This is a genomic window from Vibrio sp. 2092, from assembly GCF_033339635.1.
In the GTDB taxonomy this organism is placed as follows: domain Bacteria; phylum Pseudomonadota; class Gammaproteobacteria; order Enterobacterales; family Vibrionaceae; genus Vibrio; species Vibrio alginolyticus.
In genome coordinates this window covers 162,660-179,974 of the sequence record NZ_JAWOUY010000008.1, presented here as the reverse complement: position 1 = coordinate 179,974, position 17,315 = coordinate 162,660, and the positions used below count along the sequence as shown (strand labels likewise).

Below are 17,315 nucleotides of genomic sequence, written 5' to 3'. Positions count from 1 at the left end.
CCTCATAGTAAAGAGAATGCTTAGGAAGAGTAGGCGTATTGCCCGCCAGAAAGGCGCTGATTAAACAAACTTTGCTCAAATTCATTACAAGGCATAGGTTTACCATAAAGAAAACCTTGTCCGATATCACAACCCTCACCAATAAGAAACTGCTCTTGTTGGTGGGATTCAATGCCCTCGATCACTACTTGGAGTTCCAGTTTTTTTGCAATGTGTATGATTGAACAAATGATCTCGCGATCATCATCTGACTTTTCCATTTGCTGGACGAAGCTTTTATCAATTTTGATGGCATCAAACGGATATTTCTTTAAATAGCTGAACGAAGCATATCCTGTACCAAAGTCATCAAGTGACAATGTCACACCTAGTTTATGCAACTTATTTAACGTTGTGCGTGCTACTATTTCATCAGCAATTAGAGCGCTCTCGGTTACTTCGAGTTCGAGAAAGTGTGCTGGCAAATGGAAAGTGTCGAGTAGGTGTTGCACTTGTTCTGCAAAATTTACGTTTTGTAATTGAATGGGAGAAACGTTGACGGCAATTTTGAAGTTATCGATTAACTCAGACCATTGTTTCGCTTTGCCTATCGCGGTACGCAGAACAAAAGAGCCAACTTCAAAGATAAGCCCGTTTTGTTCGGCCATATGTATCAATGCTTCGTTGGAAACGTCGCCAAGTATTGGATGTCTCCAGCGAAGCAAGGCTTCTGCGCCAATCCATTTACGTGTTTTGGAGTCTACTTGAGGTTGAAAGTACAACACTAAATCGTCGTTACGCACTGCTTGTAAAAGGTAACTTTCCAGTTCATTGTGACTATTGAGATCAGCCGAATGATTTTCTCTAAAATAACTAAAAGGTTCGCCGGATTCTTTACATAGAAGCATCGCGTAACATGCATGTTGAAGGATACGCTTAGCATTGCTGCAATCTTTGTAAGCTTGAACTATACCGATATACGTGTGCAAATGTATTTCTGTTTTGTTGAAGACAAATCCATCTACGCTAATTTTAGTGATATCATCTAATAGTTGATTTAACCGAGCTTCAATATCCTCTCCCCAAATCAATAAAACCATGTCATTCGAACTTGGTCTACCAGTGATAAATCCGCTAGCACCGTGTCTGGTTAATCTGGAGTGAAATTCTTTTAAAATGTTGTCAAAGACCTCGAACCCGTGCCTGGTCTGAATACTGCGAGCGTTACTAAAACCAATGTTGATGACCACAAGCGATTGCTGATCACTATCAAGGGACTGTAAGGTGTATTGGACAATGTTCTCAAGTGCAGAACGATTTAGAAATCCAGTTCCCTGATCATGTGTTTTTTGGTAGCTCACTTGTTTTTCCGCGGCTTTACGGCGATCAATCTCTTGTGTTAAGGAGTAACTTAACTGGGCTAAATCCGTGGTACGATTTTCAATTCGACTCTTTAGCTCGGTGTTAAGTCGCTGAAGTTTATGTTGTTGGTACACAACTGAAAGCTGTGCTTCGATTGAATCTTTGAAAGTTTCAAGCAACTGACGGTAACTATCGTTGTACTCGTTTCTCTCAGAGTCAAGCATACAGATTGTTCCAAATGTCTCCCCATTTGGCCAGAATAGCGGTAAGCCGCAATAAGAAATCATGCCTAGTTTGATGTCTGGGTTATTTTGCCATTCTTCATCTTCAAGCGCATTGGGGATTACAAGCTCGCCTTTCTGTTCTATAACTTGCTCGCAATACAAACCGTTACCAAGCTGCTCTGCATCGCCAGTACGATAAGGATTACCTAGAGTTTCGCTAGATGTATTTACTTCTATGCGATCCGGATGGATACGCATAATTAATGTGGTGGGTACGTGTGTTATTTGAGCCAGTAAGTTGACGATTTCTTGCCAACTTCTTCGCATAGACTCAGGGATTTCGTAGTCTAATGTTTGCAATCTCCCCATATAGGTCATCCTTTACGTGGTTTCACTTCCTGTGAATTAAAAATGCAGACTGCTCTATTTTGTTCTCGCTTTTTAATTAAGTATAGGGTGGCTAGGGCTCGAAACAAAAAAAAGTCCTGAAAAGTGTTCAGGACTAGGAATAGTTGTCACATATCTCATCCTTGAAACAGATAACAAGCATCAAGGCTTAAGCGACATTAACGATTCAATAGAAATGTCTTGCGAATAGTCGACATCCTCAAAGTTAAAGCCATTGAGCTTCATAAACTCATCTTTAAAACCTTGGTAATCACCAATCTCTTTAAAGTTATCAGCATTCATTTGTTCTAAAAGAGCGTGGACTTCTTGTTGAACTTGCGGTTCAAGTTCCAAGTCATCTATTCGAATCAAGCGTTCACCGTCAACTGGCACTTTCTCTTGATCGTATAACTTCGTAGTAAACAGCCGCTGCATTTGTTCAATACAGCGTTCGTGAGTACCTTTTTCCTTCATCACTCGATAAAGCGCTAACAGGTAGGGACTTAGCGCAGGGATGAATACACTGGCTTTCGTCACCAACGCCTTACACACGGTTGCGTAAGCACCGCCGTCAAAGTTGGCGAGTTTGAGGTTTAATGAATGACTGGTTTGGTGTAAATCGATTTTCGCTCGACCTAACGTACCATCGAGATAAATTGGGTGCGTAATGTCAGGGCCCATGTAAGAAAAGGCGATGGTTTTGCAGCCGTTTGCAATAGAGTCGTTATTGATGAGTGTGTCAATCCAGCTTTCCCAGTCTTCGCCGCCCATTACTTTAATGGTGGCGTTGGCTTCTTCTTCTGTTGCTGGCGTTAAGGTGGTTTCTATCCACTTATCGTTCTCCAGCATGATAGAAGCGCCAGTGACAGGCTCACCAATCGGTTTAATGACACTGCGCCAAAACTCATCAGATTTAGGTTTAGGTCGAACACCGGTTGCCAAGCTATAGATGACTAAGTCAACTTCACCCTCAAAGTACGTTTCAATGGCTTCAATCACTTGATTGCGCACCGAACCAGAGAATGCATCACCAACAATATTTATTGCGGTATGCCCGGCTTGATTTGCTTCTTGCTTAAAAAAGACGTTGTTATACCAACCCGCACTCCCAACCCCTTTCTCTGAAGGGCCACGCTCAAATGAGACGCCAATGGTATCGGCGTTAGCGCCACCGAACGTTAGGGCGATTCGGGCCGCTAGGCCGAAACCAGAGGAGGCACCAATAATCAAAACCCGTTTTGGGCCTTTTTTGATCTGTGGGGCGCGTTTTACGTATTCAATTTGCTCTTTAATAGATGCATGACACCCTTTGGGGTGCGCAGAGCGAGCAACAACACCTTGAATTAACGGTTCTATTCGCATGTTGTTATCTATCCTCGATGAGTGGAATTGAAAATAGATTAACGTAAAGTTACGTAAAACTTATTGAGCTAGACCATTAAAATTAGAGATGTTTAATTAATTCTTGAGCAACGAAACCTGCGATCCAAGGTTGTGCATCTGGTTTTGGGTGAAGGCCATCATCCATCATCCATTCTGGTTTGGTGACAACATGCTCTAAGAAGAATGGCATCAAGGCAACTTGTTGATGCTGTGCAAGCTTAGGGTAGATATCGTAAAACATATCGCTATAGCGCTTACCATAATTAGGTGGAACCCGAATTTGCATCATGACAACGTCCGCACCAGAATCTTTTATCATGGTAATCATTTTTGAAAGATTCGACGTAATAAGTTTAGGAGGGAAGCCTCTTAGGCCATCGTTGGCACCTAACTCAATAAGTACCATGTCAGGGCTATGCTGAGTTAGCAACTGAGGTAACCGTGCTAAGCCATTGCCGGTTGTATCGCCAGAAATGCTGGCATTAATAACTGTTACATCTTGACCATGTTCTGACAACGCATCAGGGAGTAAGCTAGGCCAACTCTCTTCGATCGGCATCTGATAGCCTGCACTCAAGCTATCACCCAAGACAAGTAGCTTTTCGCTCGCATGTGAAGTAGCGGAAAAACAAAAAAATAGAACTAAGGAAAGTATACGAATCATGCAAACACCTGTACTTAATGCACCTATTGTTCAAGCCAATTTGGTTTCTAAACAAGTCTCTACTAATCAAGAACAATTAACAATCCTCAAAGACGTAAATGTTGACATCCGAAAAGGAGAAAAAATCGCCATCGTCGGAACTTCCGGTGCAGGTAAGTCAACATTGATGACGTTGCTAGCTGGTCTTGATACGCCGACATCAGGCGAAATTACTTTATTAGGTCATGAATTATCAAAACTGGACGATGAAGCTCGTGCGAAAATCCGGGCTGACTCTTTAGGTTTCGTTTTCCAAAGTTTCCTGTTAATCCCGAGTTTGAGTGCATTACGTAATGTCACGCTTCCTTGTCTTTTACGTGGTGAAGCCGAAGATGAAGCAAGAGCAGCGGAATTATTAGCTGCTGTTGGATTGGAAAAACGTGTCGACCATTTACCAAGCCAGTTATCTGGTGGTGAACAACAGCGAGTTGCGCTAGCGCGTGCATTTATGACACAGCCTGAGCTGTTGTTCGCAGACGAGCCTACCGGCAATCTTGACCATCAAACCGCAGACAAAGTGATTGAGCTGCTATTCGATCTTAATGAACAGCACGGGACAACTCTGATTTTAGTAACACACGATGGTCATCTAGCAAGCCGATGTGACCGTATCTATCGTATGGAGGCGGGTGAGCTTAAGGAGGAGATATAATGTCTGCAGTATCATCAAGTGAAGCAACATCCACAGAGCAAAACAGTACAACACAGCACTCGTCGAATAAAAGTTTGATACGCTGGAGTTTCGGCGAAATAAGGCAGGGGAATCTTTGGCCTATTAGCGTTGCTCTTATTCTCGTGATTGCGAGTATCTTTGCGCTTTCTGCATTAGCAGAACGAATGGAGCAGGTGATCGTCAAGCAGGGGAAGGACGCATTAACGGCAGATGCGGTGTTTGTGTCTGCTAATCCCATTCCGGACATGTTGTTAGCCTCGACTGAAAGCCTTGAACGTTCGACGATGACACGCTTTGCCACTATGGCATTTAGCGATAATGGTATGCAGCTTATTTCTGTAAGGGCGGTGGATGATAATTACCCTTTAATGGGAGAGCTCGTTCTTGAAAGTAATCCAGCCGGTCGCGTTAAAGAGAACCAACTCTGGCTTGATGAGCGGATTATGACTCAACTAAACGTAAAATCAGGTGACAGCGTCACGATAGGCGATGCCGAGTTTACTGTATCAGGCGCAGTATTGATGGAACCTGGCTTGAGCTTTAATCCATTTCAGCAAATGCCTTCTGCATACATTCATCAAAGTGACGTAGATAAAACAGGAGCAATTCAAGTTGGGAGCCGAGTTCAATACCGTCTGTTTTTACAAGCCGATGATAAAACACTAAAGAGCTTGCAAGATGATACGCAGCTTTCTCCGAGCGATCGCTGGCGCACGCAAGATACTGCCAGTCGTAGTAATGAGGTTTTTGAACGCACGACGCAGTATCTGTCGTTGACCGTAGCGATTGTCATCATTATGGCGGCGACAACATTGGTTCTTACTTGTCAAAATTACGTGAACAGCCGGACACAAACTATCGCGATGTTGAAAAGTCTTGGTGCGAGCCGCCGATGGATTGAAAAGTGGTTATTTATTCAAGTCACAATCCTTCTCATTAGTGCCAGTGTCGTCGGCCTACTGCTAGGGAGCGGGTTGGAGTATTTATTACGCATTCCACTCAAAGACTTATTACCCGATCCACTCCCTAGTTACGGTGTCACACCATTTTTGGTGGCATTTATCTCTGCAGTCTTGATTACTGTTCCCGCTCTCGGTATACCATTGTTAGGCTTGATTAAAACTCCCGCGTTAGAAGTGCTACAGCAGGGCAAAGCGCAACGTTCCTGGAAGCGAATGTTACTTGTTCTAGTTCCCGTTGTTCCATTGCTTTTACTGTATGCAGATAACACCTTAGTTTGGATCGTGCTCACTGGTATAGCGGTACTGTTTGTGGTACTCGCAGCAGTTAGCGTCACACTCACAAAGCTGTTTGCACGTGTGTCAACCCATCCTGCAATGAAGCTTGCGTTGAGTCGTATCAACCGGACGCCAGTAACCAGCGGTCTACAGTTTGGTGCTTTGGCATTATCTTTGATGTTGCTGTCTATCATTTGGCTTGTGCGCAGCGATATTCTCGCTGATTGGGAGAGAACCTTACCTGCAGACGCGCCAAATGTGTTCGCTTTAAACATTGGTGATTATGAGCTCGATAACTACCTAGAAACCCTAGATAAAAATGGAGTTACGCGGTCACAAGCTTATCCAATAATTCGTGGACGACTAACAGAGATTAACGGTCAAAATGTTAAAGAGGTTGAGTACGAAGGAGAAGGTTCTGACGCGATACGTCGAGAGCTAAACCTGACATGGGGAGATACCCTACCAGAATATAATGACGTGCTTTCGGGTGAATGGACAAACAAAGGGAGTGTATCTGTAGAAGCGGATGTAGCAAATGACTTAGGCATCAAACTCGGTGATACGCTGCGCTTTGTAATAAACAGCCAGAATTACGATGCAGTAGTAGATACCATCCGTTATGTCGAATGGCGTGACATGAAGCCTAACTTTTATTTTATTTTCTCATCTGACGTGATGGCTAATTTACCTGGTTCTTACCTCATCAGTTATAGGATTGAAGAAGGAAATGAAGCGTTGTTGACGTCAATGTCACGTGCTCACCCAACGGTCTCTGTTTTAGATATCCGAACTATGGGCGAGAAAATTCAGGCTTTGATTCAGCAAATCGTATCAGCAATCACCATCCTTGCTCTTTTAGGCGTTGTTGCTGGTCTGCTGCTCATCTTTACGCTACTGAGGTTAAGCTTGTCCCAACGTCAACAAGAGATTCGTTTGTATCGCACATTAGGTTCAAGTAAGAAACGGATCAACACAACCCTGTGGGCCGAGTACGGAATTATGGCGTTGATTGCTAGTGGTGTTGCGGTATTCGCTGCGGAAGTTTGTGTGGCCGCAGTCATGACATATGGATTCGATCTCAATGTACAAATTCACCCCGAATTGTGGATAGCTTTACCGCTTGCAACATTTGTTACGTTGGCACTTGTAGTGATGAGTTTGTTGAAAAGATTGTTAACGCCAGTAAACACTTAATCGCAGAGAGTGTTATCAAGTTTGGAACACTCCATGACACTTTTATTTTAGTTATCCACAAAAACAGTGGATAACTTTTGGGATAACTAAATGGGGTAAAAAGTGGGGTGTTTCTGCAGGCTTTGCGCCATGGGTCTTACAGTGAAATTCTTATTCACATAGACACAAAAAAGTGTCTTCTTAACCATGTCGTCAAGTACTTTTTCGCAAATTTTTTCTACTTTAATGCACTTTACAGGCGCTGTTGGATATTTCGCAAACCCATGAACTTTTTGTGATTTTAATCAAGTTCAAACACGAGTAGAATCCACCGTTAGTAAAGAATTTTCCTTATAAAATTTTTAGTGAAGCAATGAAGTCTGAGTTTCCAAGTTATAAAGATAAGCATATCGCTGTTGTTGGTGGCGGTGTAGCAGGTGCAACAGCAGCAATTCATTTTGCGGAGCTGGGTTTTAAAGTTTCCGTAATAGAGAAGGGCGTATCACTAGTAAATGGTCCACCCATTTGTCATTTGCATGCTGGTGGTAATTTATATCGAGAGATTTCCGAGCAACAATGCTTAGACTTGTTAGCACAATCTATTGATACTGTTCGCCTGTATCCGCTTTCACTGAATATTCGTCCGACAATCATCGCGGTTCCTCATTCCGATGGTGGAGACCCATCCACACTAATTCCGCGATTAGAGGTTGTGAAAAGTGCTTATCAGACGCTCGTCGATAAAGATGAGAGTAATAAAGTGCTCGGCGAACCAAGCGAATACTACAAACTGTATTCAAAAGCGGAGCTAGAAGCTCTCGCGCAACGTACTCAACCAAGTCATCCTACAAACTTCGATGAGTGGTGTATTCCTTTTGCTCAACATGCTGATCTTGAAGCGCTAAAGTATCCTGTTGTCGCAGTTCAAGAATATGGTTGGAGTGTTTTTCGCCTCGCCGCAATTGCCAACTTAACACTAGATACGCTTCCTAATGCTTCAGTCTTCACACAAGCAACGTTCAAGCAAGCCGATTGGATGGGGGAACACTGGCAACTTGGCTATGAACGTGAAGGTATCGATTACCTTATGACATGCGACTACTTGGTTAACGCGTGTGGCTTTGAAACAGGCTCAATTGACAACACAGTTGGTGCCAAGCGAGACAGGTTGGTGGAGTTTAAAGCCGCTTACGTTACGAGGTGGGCAGACTGTCAACAACAATGGCCAGAAGTTATTTTTCATGGCCCGCGTGGAACCGATAAAGGAATGGCTCAATTGACGCCTTATGGCGATGGTTACTTTCAACTTCATGGTATGACAAAAGGAATCACGCTGTTTGAAGATGGTTTAGTGGAGAGCACGAACTCATCTGCTCAACCTGAACTGCCTATGCCTTTACTCTCGAAGATCCGTAACGGCTGGAGAGAAGAAGTGTTAGAAGAGCGAACGAACAACGCCATCAAACACATGGCACAGTTCATTCCCGACTATCACTCTGCTGTAAAAGGAGGAAAAGCATTATTTGGCGCTCAGCAAATTCCCGGCACAGATCCAGTACTCAGAGCGGCAGATGTGACTTTTGAAGATAACCACTACGCGAGAATAGAGGTGGTAAAAGCGTCATCGACACTACTCGCAGCGCAAAAAATGCTTCAATTCTGGTTTGACATCGATCCTAACCAAAATGTGGAAACACAGCATCCGGTCGCTGTAAAGTGGTCTGAACAAGAGGTCGAGCAGTACGCGATTAAACTCACTCAAGAGCGAGGCTATCCACAAGCTTTAGCAGTGCGTTATGGTATGCCTGCATAATCGGCTGTGTTTGGGCTCAGTGGTTGTATTAATACCCAAAAAACTGAGCCCATTGGCACCATACTTCTTGCAAGCCTATTCTATCTCCTTTCACAAAATTGACTTTTTGTCCGGGTTTCGCCTGTGCCAGTCTAGGTAAGTCAATACGAGCTACGCGGCCAAATTTAGGATACCCGCCAATAGTCTGGTGATCGTTGAGCAGCACAATAGGGTTACCATCGCTAGGTATTTGAATTGAACCTAACGCAATTCCCTCTGATAGTACGCCTTCGTAAGGTGGACGAATGTTATTGCCCTCAAGACGGTAGCCCATGCGATTCGAATTGGGGGAGATGATGAATGCTTTGTTATAAAATGCTTGGCGAGCGTCTTCATCAAAGTCCTCGTTCTGATAGCCTTCAATCACTCTCAGCTTAATGGGTAAGTTGTAATCTGGCTTAAAGCGAAACGTCATTTGCCTTGGTTTACGTTTCGGTAAGTTATGAGGGACAAAGGGAAGAATATCACCAGCTTTCAAAGCGCCACCATTTGAATCATAACCACCTAGAGATTCTCGCAAGACGGTCGATGCGCTTCCTAAGTGCTGAGCAACATTGAATCCACCTTTAACCGCTAGGTAGGAGCGAAGTCCATTCCTTGCGACTCCGAACTGAAGCTTCTGTCCTTTTTTCAACGTAAAGTCAGACCAATTTGAAATAGGTTCACCATCTATTTTTGCATTTAAATCACCGCCACATATAGCAAGGTGGCAGTTATGCAATGCAATAAAACAAGCGTTACCCAGAGTAATTTCAATTGCAACGCAATTGACTACGTTACCAAGCAAATGGTTGGCCCAACTGTAAGCATAGTCGTCGACCGGGCCACCTTGAGTCACACCGACATGCGCTAAGCCAAAACGACCAAAGTCTTGAACTAAAGAGAGCGGTCCTGGCTTTTCCACCAGTAATCCACCGTAACTCATAGTACGCCTCCTAAATCGATAAACTCTTGTTTTGAAATAGCATTAAAGGTGACCTTGTCACCCACTTCAAACGGTATAAAAGGAGGAGAGTCGGAGAAGAGCGCAAGCGGGCTTTTACCAATAATGTTCCATCCGCCAGGACTATCTGATGGATAGACGGCCGTTTTAGAGTCTGCGATTCCTACACTTCCGGCCGGCACTTGAGTTCTTGGTGTGGCAAGCCTTGCCATGTGCAATTGAGTATCAACGTCAGAGAGAAATGCAAAGCCTGGAGCAAAGCCAATTGCAGAAACCGCGTACTCGGTTTTCGTATGCAGGGTAATAAGATCGTCTAATGACAGACCTCGCTTTTGAAAACGAGATAGATCTAACGCGGTTTCTTCAGAGTAATATACAGGGATAGTAATGTGATTCGGCTGGGAAAGCTTAAGTGATTGAGTATCAAACTGGCTCACGATTTGTTGCAGCTCATTGACTAAGTTCTTTTCGTTGATTCGAAAAGGTAAGTAATCAATGAGAATAGTTTGATAGGAGGGGACAACGTTCATAACAATTGAAGCGAAAGTTTCTCTTATGCTGCGAGCAAGCTCTCCGACTGCATTTTCAGAAATACTCTCATCAAACTTAATGAAAATACTGCACTCGGAGATCAAAGAGATATTAAATTTCTCTTTATGCATTAATTTCCTCCAGCGTATAGGCTTTGGCGGATCTTTTGGATCAGCGCGATCGACTCTTCATTGTCACCATGAACACAAATTGTGTCGGCTTCCAATAATATGTAACCGCCTGAAGCGGTTTTGACACGCCCAGAGTCAGCTAAGGTCCGGACTTGCTCAAGTATCGCGTGCTCGCTTTTTAACACGGCATTGTGCTGTGTTCTAGGAGTCAGTAAGCCGTCATCTTGGTATAAACGATCTGCAAATGCTTCAAATAGCAAGGGAACATCATAATCGTCTGCGATTTCTAAGTATTTTTCGTTTTCCTGTGAAGCTAGGATCATTAACGGTACTTTGAACAGTGCTGCCGCCTTTACTACCGCTCTAAATATCGCATCACTTTTCATCATGTCGTTGTATAGAGCGCCATGAGGTTTTATGTAACTGATGTTTGTGTATTGCGCCCGGCATAATGCTTGTAAAGCACCAACCTGATATATAACCATGTTCGTAATTTCATCACCCGTCATGCTTATGCTTCGTCTGCCAAAGCCTTGTAGGTCGGCGTAACCTGGATGTGCGCCAATATCAACATCATTGTCATTCGCTAGGGTGATAGTGTCGTGCATGACATTAGGGTCGGAGGCATGAAAACCACACGCGATGTTCGCCATATCAACATGGGGCATCACGTCTTCATCTGCGCCCATACTCCAAGAGCCAAAGCTCTCGCCCATATCACAGTTCAATGTAAGTTGCTGTTTATTCAATGTCATACGTTTTATTTCTACACAAGCAAGGGGTTTACGATGCAGGAAAATGCATCTAGGTTCAGTGACTCACTTCATTCTTCTATCATGAAAACGAAGCTTTTTGAGCAGATAGCTGACGAAAAAGATCACGTTAGTCCATAAAGATGTTGCCGTTATTTGAGTTGATCCGAATTTTAAGGTATTTCGTTTCTTTTCCATCCAATTTTTGAGAATTTAAGGTTATTTTGCATTAGCATCGTGTTAATCTTGTCGCCCTTCATGGGTGATAGATTGCATAATGGTTCTTCCGTCATTTTTGTGGTTGTCTGCGACAGGAATATATATGTCATTACGAGCGAAGCTTATTTGGCCTCTTCTGGTCTTTTTAACGGCTATCTTTGTTATCTCAAAAGGTTACACCTCGTATACTGTATACCAATCGTCTAAGCATGAACTGGTCGAGCAGACAAGAAAGCTGATTAACAATGTTTCTTTCTCAATTAAAGATGCGCTGACAACAAAGGACAAGCAAAAAGCTCAAACTATTCTCGCCAACTTTTTAAACCAGCCAAATGTAACGCGGGTCAAACTTTATGACCAAGATGACCAACCATTCGCTGTTATGGAGATAAGTGGGGCACTAGCACCCGTTCCAAGTCAAACCGAAAGAAGTAGGTTGCACGCTCTAGGCTATGCCTTATCAACCAAATTTCTTTATGTTCTAGAGCCGATTATCCATGATGGCTATGTCATTGGTAGCATGAGAGTTACGCTTTCTCATCGCCCAATTGTAGAAGCCATACAATCTTTACTTCAAGATGGCGCTTTACTTCTTCTGTTTCTGATCGCTGGTGGCACTGTTTTTTACATAAGTATCGAGAGGCTTGTTCTCAAGCCCGTTATGGAGCTTAGCCGCGTAATAGAGAATGTGACACACGGACGAAGCACGGAAAATCAAGCACGCTATTACGCCAACGATGAAATTGGAGAGCTCGCGAGATCTTTCAATCAAATGATGAACAGGTTAACAGTACGTGAGAAGCAGCGGCAACATTCACTAGACACACTAGAACAAAAGCGCGCATTTTCAGAAGAGGTTATCGAATCTGTTCAGCATGCATTAGTTATTACCGACAATTCCGGACGTGTTATTCATTGTAATACGGCGACCCAGCAAATATTTCAAAAAAAATTAGATGAGCTTAAATACGCCAATATTCGTGATCTAATTAAAACCAAAACACCGAATGAGCTGAGTCAGATCCTGAGTCGAGGCCTAGAGTGCGATGATATTCACCTCAAAAATGCAGATAACGAACAGCAGTTGAGCCTAACCAGTCGTCGCCTCTCGACACATGAATACTTACTGTTTTCGATTCAAGATATCACCGAAATTGAAGAAGCCATAAACCGGCAACGTGTTGCGGGACGCGTTTTTGAAAGCAGCCAAGATGGTCTCATTGTTCTTAATCATCGCGGTGTCATTACGATGGCAAACCCTGCCGTCACTAAGTTAGTCGGCTTAGAGGTGGATCAGCTTATTGGGAAGTCATTCATCCAAACGCTAAAGTGGCGCAAGTTACAGGAAATGATGCCTAGTATCATCGAGTCGATAGAAAATTATGGCGTTTGGCAAGGTGAAGTTATCGAGAAGAACCATATTGGTCAGTTTGTACCGATGTTTGCTCGAGTCAATCGTATCGTTAAGTGTGAAGACTATGGTTTCTATGATCTGGTTATTGTTCTTACCGACCTTTCCGGCGCAAAAGAGATGGAACGATTGGAGCATTTAGCTCATCACGATGCTTTAACGGGGTTAGCAAATCGATCTAAGTTCCATTTAGAGTTGGAACAACTAGTACAACGCTCTGGATACTTGCGTGACGAATTTGCAGTTTTGTACCTCGATCTGGATGGATTTAAAGAAGTTAACGATACCTACGGTCATGATGCAGGTGATGAAGTTTTGAAAAAAGTTTCCGAGCGTCTAACATCTGCGACGAGACATAGTGATTTAATCGCAAGACTTTCTGGTGATGAATTTGTCATGTTGGTTAATCCCGCCAATCAAAAAGTGGTCACCCGAATAGCAGAACAGTTGCTCGAGAGCATATGTGCTCCAATTGAGTACAAAGGTCACTTACTCAAAGTTGGCGTTAGTATCGGCGTAAAATTAGTCGGCGTAAATGAGCGCGATGCTACTCGAGTTTTAAAAAGTGCGGATACGGCAATGTATCAAGCAAAGAAAGCCGGGAAAGGCCAAGCAATATTAATGGGATGCGAATTACAAGAGACAGTTTAAATCGTAACGTCAAAGCTTTAAACTAACCCGATTCGCGTCAGAAGGAATAATAAAATGAAAGTACTCGTTACGGGTGGTATGGGTTATATCGGTAGTCATACGTGTATTCAAATGATCGAAGCTGGCATGACGCCAGTAATTCTAGACAACCTGTACAACAGTAAATCTACGGTATTAGATCGAATTGAAAAGGTATGTGGTGTAAAGCCAACCTTCATTCAAGCCGATATCAGAGACAAATTAGCGATGGTAGAAGCACTAAAGTCGCACAATATTGAAGCTGTTATCCATTTTGCAGGTTTAAAGGCCGTCGGTGAGTCTGTAGCAAAACCTCTAGAGTATTACGACAACAACGTTAATGGCACGTTAGTATTGGTTGATGCAATGCGTGAAGCCGGAGTTAAATCGTTGGTATTTAGTTCATCAGCGACTGTATACGGTGATCCTGCATCTGTACCCATCACTGAGGACTTTCCAACTAGCGCAACTAACCCATATGGGCGCAGCAAATTAATGGTAGAAGAGTGTTTAACCGACTTCCAAAATGCGAACCCTGACTGGAGCATTACACTTCTTCGTTACTTTAACCCGGTAGGTTCACATCCAACAGGCGAGCTAGGTGAAGATCCTCAAGGTATTCCCAACAACTTAATGCCGTTTGTTTCTCAAGTTGCGGTAGGGCGCAGAGAGTTCCTTTCTGTGTTTGGTAGTGATTATCCGACCAAAGATGGCACAGGCGTACGTGATTATATTCATGTAATGGACTTATCCGATGGTCACGTTGCTGCATTAGAAAAAGTAGGTAGCAAAGCTGGCCTTCATATCTATAACCTCGGTACTGGTAACGGCTACAGTGTACTGGACATGGTGAAAGCATTTGAAGCCGCAAGTGGTAAAGATGTCCCATACCAACTTGTTGAGCGTCGTCCAGGTGATATTGCAGAGTGTTGGGCGGATCCATCAAAAGCGATGAATGAGTTAGGTTGGAAAGCAACTCGTACTCTAGAAGAAATGGCTGGCGATACATGGCGCTGGCAGTCTACTAACCCTCAAGGTTATCCAGATGCCTAATCTTTAATTTACATAATAGTAACAAAAAGGCGCATAATTGCGTCTTTTTTGATCCAAATCGGAAAAAATCGTAAATTACTGGTTAAAAGGTAGCAAGTATATATAGAGCTGTTAAACTATGCCCGACTCTTAATTTGGGTTATAAATTTTCTCGTAGCTATTGGGGTAGTTCATGGAACTCGGTCTGATCATCACTTTCATCATTGCAGCAGCAGTAATGGTGAAAAAAGAGATGGCAAAACAGTAAACTTTCATTTTTCATACTTTTCTTTACATTTTTGAAATGAAAGCCATAAAAAAGCCAGCATTACGCTGGCTTTTGTGTTTTTAAGGTTTAGAACTCGTATTTAACACTAATGTTGTAATTACGCTCAGCTTGCGTTTTGTCTCGACTTAACTCAGTCTTACCGCGAACATCGTTCCAAAGATGGTATTCTTCATTCGTTAGATTCATAACACCAGCACGAATGGTTATATCTTTCATTGGTTTGTAGTACGCCGTTAAGTCAACGACTGTCGCAGACGGCAAAGCAACTTGGTCTTTGATTCCGCCTTTATCACCATCAGAGTTGATATCACTGTTCGATTTCTTAGCCGTGTAGTTTACTTTTAGGCTTGTCCCCCAAAGTGCATTTGGTGAATCGTAATTTACAGCAGCTACGGCATTCCATGGGTTTACACTGTTCAAAGGATTACCATCACCATCTTCACCTTCTGTGTATGCTGCAACAAAGCGAGTTGTCACGCCTGATGGAAGACCAGCAATGGCATGCCAATCAAGACGGTTAGAGAGCTCAACCCCTTTAATGTTTGCTTCACTAATATTGATATTTGTGAATTCAGTTAAACCACCATTGTTTGATGACGTTTGCTCAATAAAGTCACTGTAATCACTGTAGTAGAACGCTACTTCAGTTGCAGACGCTGCAGTGTTATGACGGTAACCAAGTTCATAAGACAAACTCTTTTCAGATCCCAAATTTGGGTTAGGGCGGTTGGTATAGCCATGAGCCGGATTATCGTAGGTGTAGTAAAGCTCGTCGAACGATGGCGCTCGGAACCCTTGGCTCACTTGCGCGAAGATCGTGCCAGGTTGCGATACAGAGTAAGTTGCTCCTAAACGACCAGTTAATGCAGAGTCGCTAAACTTCTCGAATGACTCTTCAGAAGTATTTGAAGGATTAGTAGAGAAGTAATCGTAACGCACACCTGGAGTCAGAATTAGCTTGTCATTAAGAAGCGAAATTTCATCTTGCAAGAATAAACCAAAGCTTTCTTCTTTTGCATCCGGTGTGTAAACGTAAACAGTATCTGGCGTGCCAGGATCGGAATTAAACTCGCGATTGGTATTACTGATGTCACTATGTTTGTACGATATTCCGTAAACAATATAGTGATTTTGAATCTCTTTATCTAACTGAGTTTCGAATTCAAATTTGTCTTCAGTATATTCGTAATCTTTTTTCTGTTGGTTGTCACCACTAGGCGGTACGTAAGGTGGGTAACCTGGGCTGGCTTCGATAAAGCGATTAGACACGCCGTTTTCTTCTTTACCAATCCATGTAAGCTTGGACGTGATCGTATCCGAGATAGCTGCATCTGCAAACCAAATGTGCTTGAGCCCAATGCGATTTTGCTTGGTTGTGTCTTCAGCGTTGAAGTTTTTGTAACTTTTATGTGCGATCTCTGAGTCAGTCTCGTTGTAAATAACTTCTCCCAAGAACTCCAAGCGATGAGCGTCATTCAATTGAGATTGAAGTTTTACCAATAGATCGTTTTTGTAATAATCTTGGTTGTCCACAGAATAGTTATCGTAAGGCGCCTTAGAGAAATTTTGTAGCTCTGCACCATCACGGCGTGTAAAGGCTATAAGTGCTTCTGTATTACCGAAACGCTTTGCTAAAGCTACATGCTCACTAAAAGAGTTATCTTCCGATGAATAAGAGAGTTTAGCTTGACCACCAAAGTCTTTACCATCTTTGAGGAAATCCTTCGGATCTTTTGTTTCGAATGCGACAACACCGCCAATTGCATCACTACCATGTAGGCTAGAAGCTGCTCCTTTAACAATTTCGACACTCTTTAGCATATCGGGGTCGACAGTAACGGCACTAGAATTGATAAACGAATATGGTCCACCGCTGAATACACCTGGTTGAGATGCACCGTCTACTAAGATTTTAACTCGTTTACCTTCCATCCCGCGAATGTTAATACTTTGGACGCCTTGGCGTTGAGTGCCGTTAACAGTAACACCTGGCGTATACTCGAATAGATCATTCAAGTCCTTTACCATGTTTTCTTCGATGTCTTTCTCTGATACAACAGCAACAGAAGCAGCAACAGTGTTTATGGTTTGGTTGGTACGGGTGGCCGACACAACGACTTCTTCAAACTTAGAAGCTTCTTCCGCATAAGTAGTATGGGAAAGGGCAACTAAAATGGAGGCTGACAAAATTGATTTTTTATACATTGGCTTCAATACCTTAGATCCATAATAGGTAACAACACGCGGATATTAATGGATCTAAATGGTAATTACTATCATTACCATTGTCATTTATTGATTTGTATTGAATCTTCTTCTTAGGCTATGAGCATTCCTAGTCTTTAGTTATCAATATGTTAT

General features: G+C 42.9%; 12 protein-coding genes. 5 read left to right on the top strand and 7 right to left on the bottom strand.

The window, feature by feature from the left end; all coding sequences use genetic code 11:
- Positions 1-20: 20 nt before the first annotated feature.
- From R7P80_RS15565 to R7P80_RS15555, 3 genes are all read right to left on the bottom strand, one after another.
- Positions 21-1,934, bottom strand: coding sequence for a sensor domain-containing phosphodiesterase (locus tag R7P80_RS15565; RefSeq protein WP_225491827.1), 1,914 nt, complete (start codon positions 1,932-1,934; stop codon positions 21-23).
- A 180-nt stretch (positions 1,935-2,114) separates the two neighbouring features.
- Positions 2,115-3,314, bottom strand: coding sequence for an enoyl-ACP reductase FabV (gene fabV, locus R7P80_RS15560; RefSeq protein ID WP_033907078.1), 1,200 nt, complete (start codon positions 3,312-3,314; stop codon positions 2,115-2,117).
- 82 nt (positions 3,315-3,396) lie between these two features.
- Positions 3,397-3,999, bottom strand: a complete 603-nt coding sequence (locus R7P80_RS15555) for an arylesterase (protein ID WP_149192555.1) — start codon at positions 3,997-3,999, stop codon at positions 3,397-3,399.
- Between R7P80_RS15555 and R7P80_RS15550 the strand changes: the two genes are divergently transcribed.
- The 3 genes from R7P80_RS15550 to R7P80_RS15540 all read left to right on the top strand — a co-directional run bounded on the left by R7P80_RS15550 (position 3,998) and on the right by R7P80_RS15540 (position 8,938).
- The gene (locus tag R7P80_RS15550) at positions 3,998-4,690 is read left to right on the top strand and encodes an ABC transporter ATP-binding protein (RefSeq protein WP_005376323.1); all 693 of its coding nucleotides are present in this window, start codon (positions 3,998-4,000) and stop codon (positions 4,688-4,690) included. The genes R7P80_RS15555 and R7P80_RS15550 overlap by 2 nt on opposite strands.
- Positions 4,690-7,146: an ABC transporter permease gene (locus tag R7P80_RS15545; protein WP_225491826.1), complete on the top strand. Its 2,457-nt coding sequence runs from the start codon at positions 4,690-4,692 to the stop codon at positions 7,144-7,146. Before R7P80_RS15550 ends, R7P80_RS15545 begins: the two co-directional genes overlap by 1 nt.
- A gap of 352 nt (positions 7,147-7,498) precedes the next feature.
- The gene (locus R7P80_RS15540; protein ID WP_005376318.1) at positions 7,499-8,938 is read left to right on the top strand and encodes an FAD-dependent oxidoreductase; all 1,440 of its coding nucleotides are present in this window, start codon (positions 7,499-7,501) and stop codon (positions 8,936-8,938) included.
- 28 nt (positions 8,939-8,966) lie between these two features.
- Here the strand turns inward: R7P80_RS15540 and R7P80_RS15535 are convergent, their stop codons facing one another.
- Genes R7P80_RS15535 through R7P80_RS15525 form a run of 3 tightly spaced genes read right to left on the bottom strand, consistent with a single transcriptional unit; the run spans position 8,967 to position 11,337 of the window.
- Positions 8,967-9,902: a biotin-dependent carboxyltransferase family protein gene (locus tag R7P80_RS15535; protein ID WP_225491825.1), complete on the bottom strand. Its 936-nt coding sequence runs from the start codon at positions 9,900-9,902 to the stop codon at positions 8,967-8,969.
- Entirely contained in the window at positions 9,899-10,582 is a 684-nt protein-coding gene (locus R7P80_RS15530; RefSeq protein ID WP_005386313.1) for a 5-oxoprolinase subunit B family protein, read from the bottom strand. Before R7P80_RS15530 ends, R7P80_RS15535 begins: the two co-directional genes overlap by 4 nt.
- Positions 10,582-11,337 carry a 5-oxoprolinase subunit PxpA gene (locus R7P80_RS15525; protein WP_186585310.1) on the bottom strand — a complete coding sequence of 252 codons (756 nt, stop codon included), beginning with the start codon at positions 11,335-11,337 and terminating at the stop codon, positions 10,582-10,584. Before R7P80_RS15525 ends, R7P80_RS15530 begins: the two co-directional genes overlap by 1 nt.
- 319 nt (positions 11,338-11,656) lie before the next feature.
- On the opposite strand from R7P80_RS15525, the gene R7P80_RS15520 reads away from it, so the two are divergent.
- Both R7P80_RS15520 and galE read left to right on the top strand, forming a co-directional pair.
- Positions 11,657-13,615 (top strand): diguanylate cyclase domain-containing protein, encoded by a 1,959-nt coding sequence (locus R7P80_RS15520; protein WP_186585309.1) that lies wholly within the window; start codon positions 11,657-11,659, stop codon positions 13,613-13,615.
- Positions 13,616-13,669: 54 nt separating this feature from the next.
- Complete coding sequence (gene galE, locus R7P80_RS15515) at positions 13,670-14,686, top strand: UDP-glucose 4-epimerase GalE (protein WP_225491824.1); 1,017 nt, start codon at positions 13,670-13,672, stop codon at positions 14,684-14,686.
- Positions 14,687-15,020: 334 nt separating this feature from the next.
- Here the strand turns inward: galE and R7P80_RS15510 are convergent, their stop codons facing one another.
- Positions 15,021-17,159 (bottom strand): TonB-dependent hemoglobin/transferrin/lactoferrin family receptor, encoded by a 2,139-nt coding sequence (locus tag R7P80_RS15510; protein WP_225491823.1) that lies wholly within the window; start codon positions 17,157-17,159, stop codon positions 15,021-15,023.
- Between the last annotated feature and the right edge of the window lie 156 nt (positions 17,160-17,315).